Annotated in this window: 17 protein-coding genes and 1 other annotated feature; of the genes, 11 read left to right on the forward strand and 6 right to left on the reverse strand. The window is 44.9% G+C overall.

Features of this window, described 5'->3' with window-relative positions:
• Positions 1 to 21: 21 nt before the first annotated feature.
• Both B5X77_RS08240 and B5X77_RS08245 read right to left on the reverse strand, forming a co-directional pair.
• The gene (locus tag B5X77_RS08240; RefSeq protein WP_079506967.1) at positions 22 to 264 is read right to left on the reverse strand and encodes a spore germination protein; all 243 of its coding nucleotides are present in this window, start codon (positions 262 to 264) and stop codon (positions 22 to 24) included.
• Between the two features lie 103 nt (positions 265 to 367).
• Positions 368 to 637: a spore germination protein gene (locus B5X77_RS08245; protein ID WP_079506969.1), complete on the reverse strand. Its 270-nt coding sequence runs from the start codon at positions 635 to 637 to the stop codon at positions 368 to 370.
• A gap of 246 nt (positions 638 to 883) precedes the next feature.
• Here B5X77_RS08245 and B5X77_RS08250 point away from each other — a divergent pair, with 246 nt between their 5' ends.
• The 4 genes from B5X77_RS08250 to B5X77_RS08265 all read left to right on the forward strand — a co-directional run bounded on the left by B5X77_RS08250 (position 884) and on the right by B5X77_RS08265 (position 5414).
• The gene (locus B5X77_RS08250; RefSeq protein ID WP_373887803.1) at positions 884 to 1165 is read left to right on the forward strand and encodes a spore coat protein; all 282 of its coding nucleotides are present in this window, start codon (positions 884 to 886) and stop codon (positions 1163 to 1165) included.
• Positions 1166 to 1268: 103 nt separating this feature from the next.
• A complete protein-coding gene (locus tag B5X77_RS08255) occupies positions 1269 to 1697 on the forward strand; it encodes a cell wall hydrolase (RefSeq protein ID WP_079506971.1) in 429 nt (142 codons plus the stop codon).
• A gap of 142 nt (positions 1698 to 1839) precedes the next feature.
• Positions 1840 to 2301, forward strand: a complete 462-nt coding sequence (locus tag B5X77_RS08260; RefSeq protein ID WP_079506973.1) for a MarR family winged helix-turn-helix transcriptional regulator — start codon at positions 1840 to 1842, stop codon at positions 2299 to 2301.
• On the forward strand, positions 2298 to 5414 hold the full coding sequence (locus tag B5X77_RS08265) for an MMPL family transporter (RefSeq protein ID WP_079506975.1): 3117 nt from the start codon (positions 2298 to 2300) through the stop codon (positions 5412 to 5414). The genes B5X77_RS08260 and B5X77_RS08265 overlap by 4 nt, the downstream gene beginning before the upstream one ends.
• A 34-nt stretch (positions 5415 to 5448) precedes the next feature.
• Here the strand turns inward: B5X77_RS08265 and B5X77_RS08270 are convergent, their stop codons facing one another.
• Positions 5449 to 6081 (reverse strand): DsbA family oxidoreductase, encoded by a 633-nt coding sequence (locus tag B5X77_RS08270; protein ID WP_079506977.1) that lies wholly within the window; start codon positions 6079 to 6081, stop codon positions 5449 to 5451.
• A 218-nt stretch (positions 6082 to 6299) separates the two neighbouring features.
• Between B5X77_RS08270 and B5X77_RS08275 the strand changes: the two genes are divergently transcribed.
• Together B5X77_RS08275 and B5X77_RS08280 are read left to right on the forward strand one after the other, a co-directional pair.
• The gene (locus tag B5X77_RS08275) at positions 6300 to 6842 is read left to right on the forward strand and encodes a GNAT family N-acetyltransferase (RefSeq protein WP_079506979.1); all 543 of its coding nucleotides are present in this window, start codon (positions 6300 to 6302) and stop codon (positions 6840 to 6842) included.
• 281 nt (positions 6843 to 7123) lie between these two features.
• A complete protein-coding gene (locus tag B5X77_RS08280; RefSeq protein WP_079506981.1) occupies positions 7124 to 7588 on the forward strand; it encodes a hypothetical protein in 465 nt (154 codons plus the stop codon).
• A 139-nt stretch (positions 7589 to 7727) separates the two neighbouring features.
• Here the strand turns inward: B5X77_RS08280 and brnQ are convergent, their stop codons facing one another.
• Complete coding sequence (gene brnQ / locus B5X77_RS08285) at positions 7728 to 9059, reverse strand: branched-chain amino acid transport system II carrier protein (RefSeq protein WP_079506983.1); 1332 nt, start codon at positions 9057 to 9059, stop codon at positions 7728 to 7730.
• 97 nt (positions 9060 to 9156) lie between these two features.
• Positions 9157 to 9398, reverse strand: a binding site (T-box leader).
• 292 nt (positions 9399 to 9690) lie between these two features.
• On the opposite strand from brnQ, the gene B5X77_RS08290 reads away from it, so the two are divergent.
• The 3 genes from B5X77_RS08290 to B5X77_RS08300 all read left to right on the forward strand — a co-directional run bounded on the left by B5X77_RS08290 (position 9691) and on the right by B5X77_RS08300 (position 11443).
• The gene (locus B5X77_RS08290; protein ID WP_079506985.1) at positions 9691 to 10584 is read left to right on the forward strand and encodes a selenium metabolism-associated LysR family transcriptional regulator; all 894 of its coding nucleotides are present in this window, start codon (positions 9691 to 9693) and stop codon (positions 10582 to 10584) included.
• Between the two features lie 312 nt (positions 10585 to 10896).
• Positions 10897 to 11169 carry a ubiquitin-like small modifier protein 1 gene (locus tag B5X77_RS08295; protein ID WP_079506987.1) on the forward strand — a complete coding sequence of 91 codons (273 nt, stop codon included), beginning with the start codon at positions 10897 to 10899 and terminating at the stop codon, positions 11167 to 11169.
• A 1-nt stretch (position 11170) separates the two neighbouring features.
• Entirely contained in the window at positions 11171 to 11443 is a 273-nt protein-coding gene (locus B5X77_RS08300; protein ID WP_079506989.1) for a hypothetical protein, read from the forward strand.
• Between the two features lie 226 nt (positions 11444 to 11669).
• Here the strand turns inward: B5X77_RS08300 and B5X77_RS08305 are convergent, their stop codons facing one another.
• Complete coding sequence (locus tag B5X77_RS08305; protein WP_079506991.1) at positions 11670 to 13511, reverse strand: aldehyde ferredoxin oxidoreductase family protein; 1842 nt, start codon at positions 13509 to 13511, stop codon at positions 11670 to 11672.
• A gap of 142 nt (positions 13512 to 13653) precedes the next feature.
• Between B5X77_RS08305 and B5X77_RS08310 the strand changes: the two genes are divergently transcribed.
• Entirely contained in the window at positions 13654 to 14682 is a 1029-nt protein-coding gene (locus B5X77_RS08310; RefSeq protein WP_079506993.1) for a ThiF family adenylyltransferase, read from the forward strand.
• A gap of 87 nt (positions 14683 to 14769) precedes the next feature.
• Positions 14770 to 16137, forward strand: a complete 1368-nt coding sequence (locus B5X77_RS08315; protein WP_079506995.1) for an FAD-binding oxidoreductase — start codon at positions 14770 to 14772, stop codon at positions 16135 to 16137.
• Between the two features lie 214 nt (positions 16138 to 16351).
• Here B5X77_RS08315 and B5X77_RS08320 read toward each other — a convergent pair whose 3' ends face one another.
• Positions 16352 to 17371 (reverse strand): YeiH family protein, encoded by a 1020-nt coding sequence (locus tag B5X77_RS08320; protein ID WP_079506997.1) that lies wholly within the window; start codon positions 17369 to 17371, stop codon positions 16352 to 16354.
• Positions 17372 to 17458: the final 87 nt, after the last annotated feature.

Here is a 17458-nt window from a genome sequence, read left to right on the forward strand (position 1 = left end):
ATGGCCCTCCCATAGAAGTTTCTATATTTGATTCGCAATAGGAGCTGAAGGGTTCGCGATTTGATCCTGGTCGCTGACATCTGGATCCAAAATCCCGGTATTCTGCAAAGAAGATGATGGCGAGAAATCACCTAGAGAAAAATTGACTCCGAAGTTCTTGCTGTTAGACGTGTGGCTATTATGGACGGTAGGTCCTATATCCAGGTTTCCGTTTTGAGTGATTCCATTGACTTTGATATTGAAAATATTTATTTGGTAAGGCATCGAAAACCTCCTTGTTTTACTCATGACAGCTGTTTGTCTTCTTGCTGCTCCAGGTTAATTTAATCAAGAGGCGGCAATGAACCCCTCATTTAGACCAGGGAGACTATATGATGGGTTCATCGACCGGGACCAGAGGGACTCCCTGGAAGGTTGAATCCGCAGTGGCAATCGCTGCTTGATCATTTACATCCGGATCAATATAGACATTATCCAGTAATGCTTCAGTTGGTGATGCATCTCCAAAAGAAGAATTTATTCCTTGTGACTTATCGTTAGCAGTATGGCTGTTATGGATGGCTGATCCAATGGTGATGGAGCCATTTCCCGATACGCTGTTCACTTTGAAATAAAAGAGATTGATCGTGACTGGCATAGCATTTCATCCTTATTTCGTCTTTGAGGTACTATATGCAGTCCTCTGCCCAAATGTTCTTTTGCATTAAAAGAGGGGGATTATCCGGGAAACTGGATAAATACCTAAATAATCCATTCTTCAGATGGATAAACACCCAGGAAATTTCTTTGTTTTTGCATAATCTTTAGTAACCTTTTGTAAAAAGGAACATTTCTTGCTGTTTAAACTGTAAGAAGACTACAAAAAATAGAGGAGGAAAATGCAATGACTGTTTCAAATCAGTATTCACATGCAATCAACCAGGTGCCATTTGATCAAAATGATATGAGGTTTGGAAGGCCGTTTGGCTTCGGAAGGCCGTTTTTTGGCCGGCCATTTTTCGGAAGACCCTTCTGGGGGAGGCCATTCTTCGGAGGGCCATTTTTAGGCGGGCTAGCCGCAGGATTGCTGGGTGCGGCATTGTTCAGTCCGTTTTATGGATATGGATTCGGCTATCCATATTATGCCCCGTACCCATACTATGCTCCATACCCTTATTATTGGTGAAAAATAAGCCCCTTCCTGGTTTTCTGGGACTAAAAATAATATTATGTGATGGCACAAGCTGTTTGGAAATAAAATGTAATATTAACTAGCGGAGGTTTAAACCATGGCAGTAGTAAAGCATACAGAGGCAGATATAGACCTGCTGGCGAGACTCCTCAGGGCGGAGGGTGAGGGGGAAGGCCAGCAGGGAATGCTGATGATAGGAAATGTGGGAATCAACCGAATCAGGGGGAATTGTTCTGACTTTAAAGGATTAAGGACGATTCCTCAGATGGTCTACCAGGAACATGCATTTGAGGCTACCCAGAAGGGCTATTTTTACCAGAGGGCCAGGGAATCGGAAAAGAGGCTTGCAAGGCGTGCAGTAAAAGGCGAACGGATATGGCCGTCCAAATTCGCTCTCTGGTATTTCAGGCCGCCGGGAGATTGCCCGCCCACCTGGTACAATCAGCCGCATGCGGGGCGTTTTAAGCTGCATTGTTTCTATGAACCTACTGGCGAAGAATGCGAAAATATTTATAATACCTTTTAATGGGCTGGCGATAATATTCGCCATCTTTTTTTTGCTATCTTGACTTCAAAACCAATAAGGAGTAAAGTTTAAAAAGGTTAATAGTTAAACAGTTTAACAGTTAAACGATAGAATTAAATAAAGGCGAGGTGAATACATAAATATGAGTGATAAATTAATAAAGGATTTGGTTGATCACTATATCGATGTTTCCTTTTCGGTCAATAAGGTTGCAGAGGGGATGATCAAGGAAGAAATTGGGTCTGACCTGACGAATGATCAGCATTATACATTGCGTTATATCAACAAGGTAGGCTCTTGTACATCATCCGAGCTGGCTGAGGTTTTTGATGTCAAAAAAAGTGCCATAACAGCCATTATTACAAGGTTATGGGAAAAGGGGCTCATCCAGAGAACAAGGGATGAACATGACCGTCGTCTGGTCTATCTGGCTTTGACGGATAAAGGAAATGAACTATTCCAGAGGACAGAGGAGCGGATTCATGCACTGGTAGAATCGATTATAACAAGATTCGATCAGGATGATATCATCCAGTTCTTAAAGGTATACGACAAGTTGAATGAAATTTTAACAGAAAGAAAGAGTAGGGTGGAATCATCATGAAATTCATTATAAAGCAAAAATGGTTTGTCATTATTGCATGGATACTTGTAGCTGCAGGCTTGTTCATGGCTGCACCAAATATGGCAGAACTTGTGAGGGAAAAGGGACAAATTACTGTGCCTGACGAATACTCCTCGACGCTGGCCGGCAAAATTATGGATGAAGTCAGGGAGCAGGAAGGAGGAGGCGATGAAACCCAGGTCGCACTCGTCTTCCATAGCGAAAAAAAGTTGACGGAAGAAGAAATCAAGGAAGCGGAAACAGCAATCCGTAAGCTTGAAGATAATAGGGAGAAAATCGGGATTACCGATATCCTGACACACTTCAATGAGGAGAGCCTTAAGGAACAGCTTGTTTCAGATGATGGTAAGTCAATCCTGACATCTGTGACAGTCAGCTGGAACGATCGTGAACCAAGTGAAATAAGGCAACTGCTTTATGAAACCATTGAAGACGTAAAAGTAGACCACTATTACACGAGCCAGTGGCTGATCAATGAGGATCTGATGACCAGCTCAGAAGAAGGCTTGAAAAAAACAGAGGGAATCACGGTTGTTTTTATTCTTGTTGTTCTCCTTCTAGTGTTCAGGTCGGTCATCGCTCCGGTCATTCCGCTGCTGACAGTCGGTATGGCATACCTTGTGTCACAGTCGATCGTAGCAGTGCTCGTTGATCAATTCAATTTCCCGCTTTCAAACTATACGCAGATTTTCCTTGTTGCCGTATTGTTCGGAATCGGAACGGATTACTGTATTTTACTGCTCAGCCGCTTTAAGGAAGAGCTGGCACATCATGAAACTGTTGGGGCGGCAATTGTCGCGACTTATAAAAATGCAGGGCGCACCGTATTTTTCAGCGGTGTAGCCGTTATGATCGGCTTCGCCGCAATTGGATTCTCACAATTCATTTTATACCAGTCCGCTGCTGCCGTAGCGATTGGTGTAGCCATGCTTTTGCTGGGATTATTTACTATTGTCCCGTTCTTCATGGCGGTATTAGGACAAAAGATTTTCTGGCCTTCAAAGCAAAGCGCGGAGCATGGTGAAAGCAAGTTATGGGGAACAGTCGGAAGATTCTCACTGGCACGACCATTCCTGAGCCTGCTGATTGTCGCTGCAGTTTGCGTACCGTTCCTGATTGCTTACGACGGAGACCTTAGCTATAACTCGCTGGATGAAATCAGCGGAGATGTAAACTCCATTAGGGCCTTCAACGCTATTGCCGACAGCTTCGGCCCAGGCGAATCCATGCCGACTCAGGTCATTTTGAAAAATGACGAGAGAATGGACTCAGCAGAATACATTGAATTAGCTGAAAAAATCAGCACCGAGCTTGAAAAAGTAGACCTGGTTGACACGGTCCGATCAGTCACCAGGCCAACAGGAGAGCCAATTGAAGACTTCTTCGTTTCCAAACAGGCCGAAACACTAGGTTCAGGACTTGGAGAAGGAAAAGAAGGGCTAGATAAAATCAGCGAAGGACTTAACGAGGCTGAAACTGAATTGTCAAAGTCCGCTCCAGAATTGGAGGGAGCAGCTGACGGCATCAATGAGCTTATTAATGGAACAACCGCAATCAAGTCCGGCCTTGGGGAAATCCAGACGAACCTTGCAAAAATCGAGGACGGCATCCGCCAGGGCTCTGCGGGCTCCGATCAGATTCAGGCGGGGCTGGCAGAAGCGAAGACTGGAGCTGAGGAGTTGCTCGCCGGGTATAAACAGCTGCAATCCAAGTATGTGGAGATGCAGGCAGGCCTGGCGCAGCTTGAGGCTGGTTATAAAGAGGCTGGTAATGGCTTATCAGGGTTATCAGCTGGAATATCACAGGCACAACTATCATTATTTAACCACTTAGAAAACAGCTACGATGTAGAAAGTGATGGAAAGTATCAGGAGCTAAAATTAACCCTTGCAAAATATCAGGAGGGGCTAGCTCAAACATCCACTGGAATAAACCAATTAAACCAGAAGCTTCCGTTGATTACCGGCGGCATGGCCCAGGCAAACGAAGCCTTTGCAGGAGCACTGGCCCAGCAGGCTAAGTTCAGCCCAGGGCTCGAACAGCTCATCAACGGAATCGAGAAACAGCAGGCAGGGCTTAATCAGCTTGCTGACGGCCAGGGGCAAATTGTTGATAATTTCCCTAAGCTGACAAATGGATTAACAGGAATCAACGCAGGCCAGCAGCAGCTTTTGGCTGGCTTTGGCGGACTGGGGACACAGCTGAACCAGCTCACAGACGGACTCAGCCAGAGCACCGATGGTTTGAATCAGGTGTCTGAAGGCCTTGGCTCGGCTCAGGAATATCTCGATGGCCTGGCAAGCTCAGATTCCAATGGTTTCTACCTGCCGGAGGATGTACTGGAAAGCGAGGACTTCGCACAGGTATTTGATGTCTATTTTTCAGAAGACCGCAAAGTCATGACGATGGATGTCATTTTTGAAGCAAATCCTTACTCTAACAAGGCGATGGCACAGATTCCAGAACTCAAAGATGCAGTGGATCGCGCTACGAAAGGAACAAAGCTGGAAAACGCCGATGTAGCCATTGGCGGGATCACGAGCACGAATGCCGACCTTGACACGATGTCCGGCCAGGATTATTCCCGTACTGTGATTCTGATGCTGCTGGGGATTGGCATCATCCTTGTATTCTTGTTCCGTTCGATAATCATGCCAATCTACATTATTGGTTCATTAATTCTAACGTACTATACTTCAATGGCGGTCAACGAAGTCATCTTTGTTGATATCCTTGGATACACAGGCATCAGCTGGGCGGTTCCATTCTTCGCCTTTGTCATCCTGGTTGCCCTTGGTGTCGACTACAGTATCTTCCTGATGGACCGTTTCAATGAATATAAGGACCTGTCAATCTCGGAAGCCATGCTGCTTTCGATGAAAAAGATGGGGACGGTCATTATCTCGGCTGCCGTCATTCTTGGCGGAACTTTTGCTGCGATGATGCCTTCCGGAATGATGTCATTGCTGCAGATTGCATCGATTCTCCTCGTAGGATTGTTCCTGTACGCATTCATCATGCTGCCGCTGTTCATCCCGGTATTGGTGAAGAACTTTGGTGAAGCAAACTGGTGGCCGTTTAAAAGAGTATAATTAATAAGAGGCAGCCATTTGGCTGCCTCTTTTTTTAACAACCATCCACTCCGCATGACATCCCTTCATCCGGGTCATCCATTTGTGAAAGGATGATTTGCTCCAATGCCTTTTTTGACCTCATCCCTGGAACCACCCGGTCTCCGACAATGAAAGTTGGAACGGCAGTGATGTCCACCTCATTATAAGCATGGTTCAAAGCTTGTTGATGTGCTTTTTTATACTGCCTTGTTTCCAGCGCATGGCGATATTTATCCTGATCAAGACCAACTTCACCAGCAAGCAATGTTAAAACCTCGACATCCCCGATATCTAACCCTCTCTGGAAAAATGCCCTGAGCATATGGTCATTGTACTCATTTCCTTTTCCTTTTTCCTTCGCAAACTGGTAGCCCTCAAATGCAAGATGCGTATATGGCTGGGGAGACACATCCGGAAGGACAATCTCTACTCCCATCCGCTCGGCCATAGGATAAACCGATTGCTCCCAAGTGCTTTGCAAATAATGTTCTTCAGGCTTCAGCGTTTTGTTTGGATATGGCCTTAATTCAAAAGGCATCCATTCCAACTCGACATCCTTCCCCTTAATGGCTTCCTTCAGCGGAAACTCCGCCAAAAAGCAAAACGGTCAAACATAATCAGAATATATTTTGATTTTGAGTGTCATGATTTCCTCCTTAAAAATAGTAACGATAATAGGTTTCGTTTGAATTTTACCTTTATGCACCAAGGTTAAACTTGAAGTGAACATTTCATTGCTAAAAATCAGGCTAAACCATATGATGGAAATATCATACTTCAAAGGGGATAGAATATTGCGTACATATAAATTGGTTTTTTCATATGAAGAGGTGAAATTTTTATAAAAGAATGGGAGACTAAAAAATGACAACAAATCTTTTTCGCGGAAAAAACTTAAAGCTAACAGCAAAAAAAGAAGGGGATATAGAAATCATCGCTTCCTGGGATGAAGATCCCGAGTACTTGAGAAATGTGGACACTGATATTGCAGTACCCCGTCCGGCTGAGCATTTTGAAGGTGAGGGTGATCCTCGGTCAAATAGCTTCTACTTCCGCTTAAGGACAATTGAGGATGACAGATTAATCGGATTTATCGTCATCCACAGTATTGAATGGAATAACAGAGCAGGTATGCTTGCGATGGGCATCGGCAATGCCAATGACCGTGGCAAAGGATATGGATCGGAGGCCTTGCAGCTTATCCTTCGTTACGCCTTCCATGAACTCAACCTGCATAGAGTGGGCCTGGATGTAATTGAGTACAATAAACGGGGAATACGTGCCTATGAAAAAGCCGGCTTTCAGGTCGAAGGCAGGATGAGGCAGGCTGTGCATAGAGATGGCAAGATTTATGACCGAATTACGATGGGAATCCTGCGGTCAGAATGGGAGAAAAATCAACTATAGCTTTAAAAATAGTTAACAGAATCGCTATTGAGGTTCCGTTTTCGGGATAATTAGATATTGGCATTAGAAATGGCATGTGTATGGGCACACATCATTTTGCTAATTAAATAGGCCTTTTTTTCAGCTTATCAATTAACCATATGCAGATATAACATGGCTGTCCAGTGGCGGGCGAAGCCAAAGATCCTGGAAAAAGAAAGGCACAGAAGACAAAAAAATTATACAGCTGAATATTATTAGAGTACAGAAGAAAGCTATAGGTTAAAAAGGAGCCCTTACATATGTTTGGACTTATAGCTGCAATTATCCTTTTTAACTTAATTGCTTTTATGACAAATAAGAGGCTGACAAAAAATCAAATTGTACATATCTGGATGTTTACAATTGCTTTCCAGGCTGTTGCAGAGACATTCATAGACTTTAAATACCTGGGCTACTGGTACTTCTATAAAGAAATAAATTGGGGAGTACTTCCGGCTCTAACGGTTTTGATTCCCCCCGTTAATATGATATTTCTGAATTTCTACCCGTTTGGACATCGTTTTTATAAACAACTACTATATATCGCTATATGGGTTTTAGCCATTACGGGTTATGAAGCGATCACCTTATTACCCGAACCATGGGGGTATTTTAACCATGGGTGGTGGAACCTGTGGTACTCGGCAATAGTTAACCCTTTCTTGCTGGGCATTGTCGCGCTTTATTATAAATGGATATGCAAAATTGAAAAGGGAATTTACTAGGCATATCGATTAGCAAGGGTAAGGTAGGGAAAAGCTTCTGAAGAAAATTATTGAACTAAATGGAGCTTTTGCTGATAAAATAACAAAAAAACTCGCCTTTGTGGGCGAGTTTTCTAATTATATGGGATTTGATCTGAGGTTACTCAGATGCCGGATTCAATTCTTTTGCAGATATAAACTTATCGAATACCCATCCAGCGAGGCCGCCGATCAAAGCTGGCAGAAGCCAGCCCAGTCCTTCAGCATAAAGCGGAAGCGATTGAAGCAGGGCCATAAGTGCTTCTGATTCAACGCCAAATGTTTTCAGTCCATCCACAACACTGACCATTCCAGCTGCCAGAACAGCTCCAACATAGACTCCTCGTGCACCTTTGAAAAAACGGTCCAGGAAGGAAAGGATGACAAGGACAATCGTTATTGGATAAAGCACAATCAATACTGGTACTGAGATAGAGATAATCTGGTTCAGGCCAAGGTTTGAAATCAATAAGCTGACCAATGTCACGGCTAATGTGAAAGTTTTATAAGAAACGTTTGGTATCATCTTGTTGAAGAATTGACTAGTTGCCGCAACAAGACCCACAGCTGTTGTGAAACAGGCAAGCGTTACAATCAAACCCAAAAGCAGCATTCCCGGTACACCAAAAATCAACTCGGCAGCTGCCGTTAAAATTTCACCGCCATTTTCGAATTGGCTGCCTGAAGCCATTTTAGCTCCAAGCAATCCCACTGTTACATAGACAAAAGACAAACCGACCCCAGCAATGATGCCTGCCTTTAATGTTTCTCTTACAACCATCCTGCGCTCCAACGCTTTTTTCTGCTGGACAGCTCCAACTACTATAATTCCGAAGGCGAGTGCTGCGATCGTATCCATGGTTAGGTACCCCTCCAGGAATCCGGTAGCAAACGGTGCATTCGTATACTTTGCTGAAACCTCTCCAAATGACCCCTCAAGCTTGAAAACGCTTCCGAGTACCAGCAGAAGAATCGCAGCCAGCATAACAGGCGTTAAAATACTTCCAATCCGTTCCACCATTTTTGACGGATTCAATGTCACCCAGTATACAAGAGCAAAAAACACAACAGTGAACAATAAAAGAAACGCAGTATGTGAGCCGCCTTCTGCCAAAAATGGCTTAAGGGACATTTCAAAAGCAACGTTCGCACTTCTCGGGATTCCAAAGAATGGCCCAATCGACAGGTATACCGCTGCGCTGAAAACAACCGCAAAAACAGGATGTACCCTTGAACCAATTTCTTTAACACCATCCTTCGCCATTGAAATGACAACGACAGTCAATAGAGGCAGGCCAACTCCAGTTACAATGAAACCAAGCATTGCAGGCCAAAAATTCGCTCCTGCTTCCTGCCCTAAAAATGGCGGGAAAATTAGATTCCCTGCTCCAAAAAACAATGCAAATAACATCAGACCGATTGTGAGTGTTTCTTTACCCTTTAAGCTTCCCATCCTTAATCTCCTCCTAATATAATGTTTTGGCACTGAGAGTATAGGAATTTCAGAACGGATTATTATATAATCAAAAATAAAAACCCGCCCCCTAAAAACTAGGGACGAGTTATGCTCGCGTTACCACCCTGATTCCGCAAAAACATGCGGCCCTCATCAACGTACCATCATACGTGTTCCCTTTAACGGCGGACACCCGGCAAAAGCTTACTGCTGTTAAGGTTCAGCTAAGCATCTCAGAGATGATATCCCTCTATAACCTGAACACCGGCTTGCAGCTAATCACCGGCTCTCTTTGGATCAGTTCCATAAAGGACGTGTTCTCGTCATCGATTTTATTATTTTGAAATATATTTACTTGAACTATAATAATATTCAGATAATAAAATGTCAATACTATTTCCTAAGGAAAATTTTTTATTAAAAATTCGATCACCTAAAGGATTCCATTTAATGGACAAATTGCGGCCAGGTATGATTCGAAATGTATAAGAAGAGCTGTTACTAGACATTTTAGTGGGTGCCAAGCTCAGAAATCTCTATTAAAATCTTTGATAATAAAATATATTATTCATAATATGACAATCCGTATTAAAATTGGGATATATAAGTCAGAAAATGGAGAAATGCCATGAATTTCAAAAAGCTCGATGCATTTATGATGGTTGTTGAAAAAAACAGTTTTTCAGAGGCGGCAGCTGCCCTGAAAAGTTCCCAGCCATCGGTTAGCTTGAAAATTAAGAGTCTCGAAGATGAACTGGGATTTGAATTGCTCGATAGAGGAGCGGCTGGTATCAGGCCAACATCTGCAGGGATGCTGGTATATGGTGCGGCCAAGGACATTAAGAGCAGGTGGAAAATACTCGAAGATCATCTCAGTGAATTTCAGGGTACACTGACTGGCACCTTGTCCATTGGAGCGAGCACGATACCGGGAACCTATCTGCTTCCGGGCTGGATTAAGAAATTCCGCAGTCTGTATCCGAAGGTAGATGTAAAGATAAACATTGGTGACTCCAAAAAGGTGCTGGATCAGCTGCAGAATCATCAAATTGATGCCGCCATTATCGGGATGAAGGTTGACTCCCGCCTGCTGACAAGTAAGCCGATCGCCTCTGACTCACTTGTGTTGATCACACCTGAGGGGCATCCGCTAATTAATGCAAAATCACCTGATTTTACCCAAATCCAGCAATATGATTCCGTCCTTCGTGAAGAAGGATCAGGAACCAGGAAAATGATGGAGCATTATTTGATTGAAAAAGGTATGTCAGTCGATGACCTGAATGTTGCTGTTTCCATCGGAAGCACGGAATCCGTCATCGCTGCAGTGGAAGCAGGACTTGGCATCAGCTTTGTTTCAAGGCTTGCGGCCATGCCCGCAGCAAAAGCTGGCCGCATTTCGATTATTAATAACTTTGAACCCTACGAAAGGGAATTCTATCTTGTGTCACATTCAGATGCTGAAAACCGTCCGTTAATCAAGCAGTTCACCGAAGCGGTTATGGACTTTAGGACAAAGTAAGGGCGCGTGATCAGGAATTTGTCCGAAGTGACCCCATGTTCAGGCAAAACCAAAGGTCCCACCCCGGGTTTTGTTCGAAGAGCCCCATGTTCAGACAAAACAAAGGTCCCACCCCGGGTTTTGTCCAAAGTGGCCCCATGTTCAGACAAAACAAAGGTCCCCGCTCTGGTTTTGTCCAAAGTGACCCCGTGTTCAGACAAAACAAAGGCCCAAATTAGAATATTTGTCCCAAATGGCATCCTGTCATGATAAATATAAAGACATCTTTAAATTTTCACATTATTATTAGAGTAGGAGAAAGGGGCGTTTGCGATGCAGGTAAAGGTATTTGCTAATCTGAGGGAAATATGCGGAGGCGTGACAGTCGAGGTACTTCCTGATGGTGACCGGGTAATGGACGTTCTGGACAAGATGTGCGAAATGTTCCCGGATTTGCATGAGGAAATTTTTACAGAAGAGAAGAGGCTGAAGCCATTCGTCCATGTTTATATTAATGGCCGCAATATTGTCCATGATCAGGAACTTGAAACGATCGTGAAAAACAGTGACCAATTTGCCTTGTTCCCACCTGTTGCTGGTGGCTGATATGGTTGATAGAATACTAGAGTTCCGCGGAATTAACCGTGATCATCTTGGCATGTATTTTGAAGAACTGGGCGGCAGACTTGTGACGGAGTCCTTCCCGTACGTGTATGAGGGAGAACGATGGAGAGGGGAAATCTTGAGCGAAGACGAACTCGCTTTTACCAAAACGTTCATCGTCAATGCTGTACATATCCGTTTTGCGGCGAAAACCCTTGAGGAGCTTGAACGATTGATCAAAAATTACCGTTATAAAACAACCCGGGTAGGCGGGTAGGTTTCGGCATCTGATTGCCGGAACCTTTTTTTATCTGAAAAAATGGAAGTGGTCGATATAATGCAAAAAGTGGTCGATATATCGTAAAATGTGGTCGATAAAATCAAAAATCCGCTTATATATTGCGAAAAGTGATCGATATATTTTATTTTTCGCCAATAAATAAAAACCACCCCATATCAAAAACAAAAAACCAGGCAAATTCGCCTGGTTTCCTTCAAAACTGTTAAACTTCTTCTGTAGCTGGAGCTGTTTCTTCACCGATGATGCCCAGTTCGCGAAGCTTTTCTTCGGTAACAACGCCGTCTTTCCAGCCGCGGACATTATAATAGTCTTCTAGCATGATATCCATACGGGAGACAAGTCCTTCACTGTTTCCAGAAGCACCTTCTTCAGTGAAGCGTTTTGGAAGGAAGTCATCCTCACGCTTGTTGAAGCCGGCAAGGTTATTGTAGTAACGCTCAAGATTGTAGATTCTTTCTCCTGCAAGCATGACATCATCCGCTGTCATTGGGATGCCTGTCATTGTGCTGTATTGCTCAGCATAGTGCTCAGCATTTTCAGAGAAAGAAGAGAATTTACAGATATTCATAGAGTCAGAGAATGAAAGCAGGTTCTGGAATACATTCAGAAGCTCAGCTTTCCCTTCTGCTACTGTACGGTCAGTTGGCTCTGGAATACCGGCGATTTCAGATGCGATTGTGTAGCCGCGAAGGTGGCAGGCACCACGGTTACTAGTCGCATAGCCAAGGCCGATTCCCTGGATTCCGCGTGGATCGTAAGCAGGGATGGATTGGCCTTTAACTGACATTGACAGTTCAGGTACTCCCCATGCAGCTGTCGCGCGTGCAGGACCTTCAGCAAGGATGCCACCGAAGCCTTCACGGAACGCAATTTTTCGTGCGATCTCGATCATGCCGTCAGCATCGCCCCAGTCAAGCTTCTCTTCAACAATTCCTTTTTCATAGGCTTCCATTGTCACAGAGATGGCATGGCCAAGCTCGATTGTATCCATTCCATATTCGTTACAGATATCGATTAAGTATGCAATCGCTTCAGAGTTGCTCAATCCGCTGTTTGCACCAAGCGCCCATGCAGATTCAAACTCAAAGCTTTCTACGCGAGTCTTATATTTTCCTTCCTTGACTTCAACCTCGATCTTACAGCCGACCGGGCAAGCGTGGCATGTGTTGTTGGCAACGAGAATATGCTCGTTCACCCACTCGCCGGAATGCTTTTCTGCTTCATCCCAGTGTGTCAGTTGAGAGTTGCGTGTTGGAAGCGCTCCCACTTCATTGATCAAGTTAGTAAGGACGTTTGTTCCATATACGGACAAGCCGCCTTTGTTAGGAGCAGTCAGGCCGCCTTCAAGAATCGCTTTAACAGCTTTCTTGTTAGCCTGATTGTAATCATCTTTTTGAGCAGGCTCAGGCATGTTGCCCTTCTGTGCTGCCTTGATTACGATTGCTTTAAGCTTTTTATATCCTGCAACCGCACCAGTTCCGCCACGCCCAGCCGCACGGTCATGCTCGTTCATGAAACCGGCAAAACGTACGCCATTTTCACCAGCCTGGCCAATCGTCATAACGCTGAGGTTTTCTTCGCCATGAGCATCTTTCAAAGCCTGTACAGTCGCGCGCGTGCTCAATCCCCACAATTGAGAAGCGTCACGGATTTCTGCCTGGCCATCCTCGATATACAGGTAGACAGGCTTGTCGCTCTTGCCTTTGAAAATCACGTTGTCGATTCCAGCCCACTTCAGACGGGCAGCTGTCCAACCGCCCATATGAGAGTCAGTAACCGTGCCAGTAAGCGGTGACTTTGTTACGACAGCAAGACGTCCGCTCATTGAAGAACGAGAACCGGTGACAGGGCCAGTCATAATACATAGAATGTTTTCTTCTGATAGAGGCTCCACTTCTGGTCCGTTGTCCAGTACATACTTGACTCCAAGGCCGCGGCCGCCGATATATTTCCTTACATCTTCTTCATTGATGCCCCGGTAACCGACAGTGCCATTGGTTAAGTCAACTATGACTTCTTTGTTTTTAAATCCCCCAAGATTCATCTTAACTAATCCACCTCTTTCACTTTTAATAGTAAAATATCCCTAAGAGGGTAAACCCTCTTAATATTTAGTATAGTGAAAATTTTCTCTAAAAAAAAGCTTTATTTAAAGATATAATTTAAATAGAAGTGAGGGGATTACCATGAAGGAAATGGAGCGTTATTCAAGACAAATGTTATTTAAGCCAATTGGCAGCCAAGGCCAGGAGAAACTGCTGAATAGTTCTGCAGTCATCGTCGGCATGGGCGCGCTTGGTACAGTGATTTCCAATCATCTGGTGCGCTCAGGTGTGGGACATGTCCGCATCATCGACCGCGACCTGGTCGAGCTTTCCAATCTCCAGCGCCAGACACTATATGATGAAGAGGATGCGCGCGAAAACCTGCCCAAGGTCATCGCCGCTGAAAAAAAACTGAAGAAAATCAATTCAGAGGTAAGAGTTGAGGCAGTCATTGCTGACCTGACGCTCGACAATGCCGAGGATTTGCTTGCTGGCTTTGATGTGATTGTCGATGGAACGGATAATTTCATGGCCCGTTATCTCATCAATGATGTCGCAGTGAAATATGGTATTCCATGGGTGTACGGAGGTGCCGTCAGCTCGCGAGGCATGTTCGCTGTAATCAAACCGGGCGAGACTCCGTGTTATCGCTGTCTTTTCCCGTCTATCCCCGCAGGCCTTGGAGAAACATGCGACAGCATCGGTGTGCTTTCCCCAATTACAGATATTATCGGATCGTTTGAAGCGGTTGAAGCATTGAAACTTCTTGTGGGAGCTGATTCAAATCCTAATCTAGAACAGATGGATATCTGGTACAACTCGAATTTTCAAATGGATATCAGCCAGGGACTCAACCCTGAATGCCCGGCATGTGTCCATCATCAATACGAATTTCTCGACCGTTCATCTGACCAGCAGATCAATTATGCATCACTTTGCGGGCGCAACACCATCCAGATCAAACCACGTCAGAAGGCGAAAATGGACCTTGAAAAACTGGCAGCCCGTTTGAAAAATAATGGCGAAGTAAAAGGAAATCCATTCCTGCTGCGCTTCATGCCGGATGAAGATATCACCATGGTCATTTTCCAGGACGGAAGGGTACTCGTCCACGGTACGAATGATTTGGTAAAAGCAAAAACCTATTATGCGAGGTATTTGGGCACATAGTTGTTAAAATTGGCCAGGTTGATTATGGCGGCTGCAGCGAGATGCTGAGATTGCCCGGTTAAATTTTCGTCAAAGGGGAAGAGGAGTATGGCAGGCTATATTAATGAGTTGAAGAGTGTGATAGGGGATGAACTTGTAAGTGTAAATGAGACGATATTGGAGCTTCATGGCCGCGATGAGTCTTATCACGAACCGCGCCTGCCTGATGTCGTTGTTTTTCCGAAAGATAAAGCCGATGTCAGCAAGATTCTTAAATTTGCGAACGAACGGAAAATACCAGTTGTCCCTTTCGGATTGGGCACCAGTCTAGAAGGGCATGTCATCCCTGTTAATGGTGGCATTTCCCTTGACCTATCGCAGATGAATTCGATTTTGGAAGTGAAGGAAAACGACTTTCTTGTAAAAGTACAGCCTGGCGTTACCAGGTCCGTTTTGAATAAAGAGCTAAAAAAATATGGCTTGTTTTTCACCGTCGACCCTGGTGCTGATGCAACCCTTGGCGGGATGGCTGCCACCAATGCGAGCGGTACGACTTCCGTCAGGTACGGCATCATGCGGGACCAGGTGAGGGATCTGGAAGTAGTCCTTGCCAATGGGGATATCATCCATACTGGCACCCTTGCCGCCAAGTCTTCTTCAGGAATCCATCTGAACGGCATGTTTGTCGGGTCTGAAGGAACGCTTGGGGTCATAACAGAGCTCACTTTGAAGGTGTATGGAATCCCGGAAGCGATTACTGCAGCCCGCGCTGTTTTTCCTTCTGTAAAAAGCGCCGTCGATGCAGTTGTTGGAATATTAGCCGGCGGCATTCCCGTTGCCCGAATTGAGTTTGTCGATGCGGAATCAGTCAAAAAAGTGAATGAATACATGGAAACTCAGTACGAAGAAGACACCACGCTATTCATGGAGTTTCACGGGAACGAAGCGGGCTTAGCACAGGATGTAGAGTTCGCCAGTGAAATATTAAAGGACCATGGCTGCACAAGCTTCCAGTTCGAGGCCGATTCCAAAGCACGCAACCAGCTTTGGGAAGCCAGGCACAATCTGCTTTACGCATATAAACACACTGCCGGAAAAAAAAGCATCATGCTGACAGACGTCAGTGTCCCAGTTTCCGAATTGACAGGAGCAATCCTGCGCACCAGGGAACTGATTGATGAATCAATGATTGAAGGATCGATCGTCGGCCATGTCGGTGACGGCAACTATCATGTTTTGCTGCTGCTGGATAAAGAAAATCCTGAAGAGGTAAAGATGAGCGAACAGATCAATGAAGCAATCGTCCACTATGCGCTGGAGCGCGGCGGAACCTGCACCGGAGAGCATGGAGTAGGATTGGGGAAAGCAAAATACCAGCGGCTCGAGCATGGGACAGCCTATGAAGTAATGAAAACCATCAAGAAAAGCCTGGATCCGAACGGGATTCTGAATCCGGGTAAGATTTTTATAGATTAAATGCAATAAAGCGGCCAATGGCCGCTTTATTTTTTGAACCCGCTAAAATTTCTCTTCGAAAAAAGCAATTACAAAGATAATCTCTCCGTTATGCCCGATAATCTCTCCGGTTATAGAGATATTCTCTTCAGTTTGCTGCATAATCTCCCCGAAAAGTGAAATAATCTCTACGTTTTACACCATAATCTCTACTTTTTCCAAAAAATAGAACCAATTAATAAAACAGCCTCACCAGCAAATACCCAAACACCGAAAGCAGCACGGAGCCTGCAAGTCCTGCTGACAAAGCTTTACCGCCCATTTGCCGGAATGACTTAAAGTCAACGTTCAATCCTAGTCCAGCCATTGCCATCCCGATTAGCAAATAGGCGAAACTGACGATAGCCGATGCAGCTCCTTGGCTGATGAGTCCAGTCGTATTGAATGCGCTGACCGCCAGGAATCCAAGGATGAACCATGGAATTGGGAGAGAGGCAAATGTCACTTTTTTGCCTGCTGCCCCAGTTGCCTTCCGCTGAATCAGAAATCCAATTAGAATGGCGACAGGAACAAGCAGCGCTACTCGCGTCAACTTCACGATAATGGCAAGATCCAAGGCTGCCTGTCCAGCCGGATCGGCAGCTGCGACAACATGTGCGATCTCATGCAAAGTCCCTCCGGCAAAAACGCCATAGTCCAGAGTATTCAACCCTAGATAAGAGAATATCAGGGTGTATAAAATCGTGAAAATCGTACCAAGTACAGCTACGTTCGCTGCACCGACGGCAGTTTCTTTTTCATTGGCTTTGATGACCGGTGCGATGGCAACGACAGCGGCAGCTCCACATATGGCTGTTCCGCAGGCAGTCAGGATGCCCAGCCTTTTCTCAACCTTAAAAACACGGCTCAGTCCGTAGACTGCGAGCAATGCAAAAGTCAGGTTCGCAAATGCGATGAAAAATACAGTCGTGCCGGCATTGTAAATATCAAACAGATTCAGCCGGAAACCAAGTAAAATGATTCCGAGCCGAAGCAGCTTTTTGCTGGAATAAGAAGCCCCCTCCAATAGTCCGCTGTCCACTCCGACAGAAGCACGCCATACCATTCCGAGCATGATGGCGATGACGAGCTGGCCCATGATCGCGAAAAAAGGCAGTCCAGCGATCAGGCGCGCGGCCAGTGCCAGAACAAGAGTCAAGGCAATGCCTTTTAAGACTGGCACTGTAAAACGAGGCAAAAGATCATTCATTTTCATTACTACACTTCCTCCAAAACTATCTTAAACGATAAAAGAAAAATAGCAAACCCCATACGTGTATGTGGAAGAATTGTCAATATTCAC

This window comes from Mesobacillus jeotgali (genome assembly GCF_900166585.1).
Taxonomy (GTDB): Bacteria; Bacillota; Bacilli; order Bacillales; family Cytobacillaceae; genus Mesobacillus; species Mesobacillus jeotgali_A.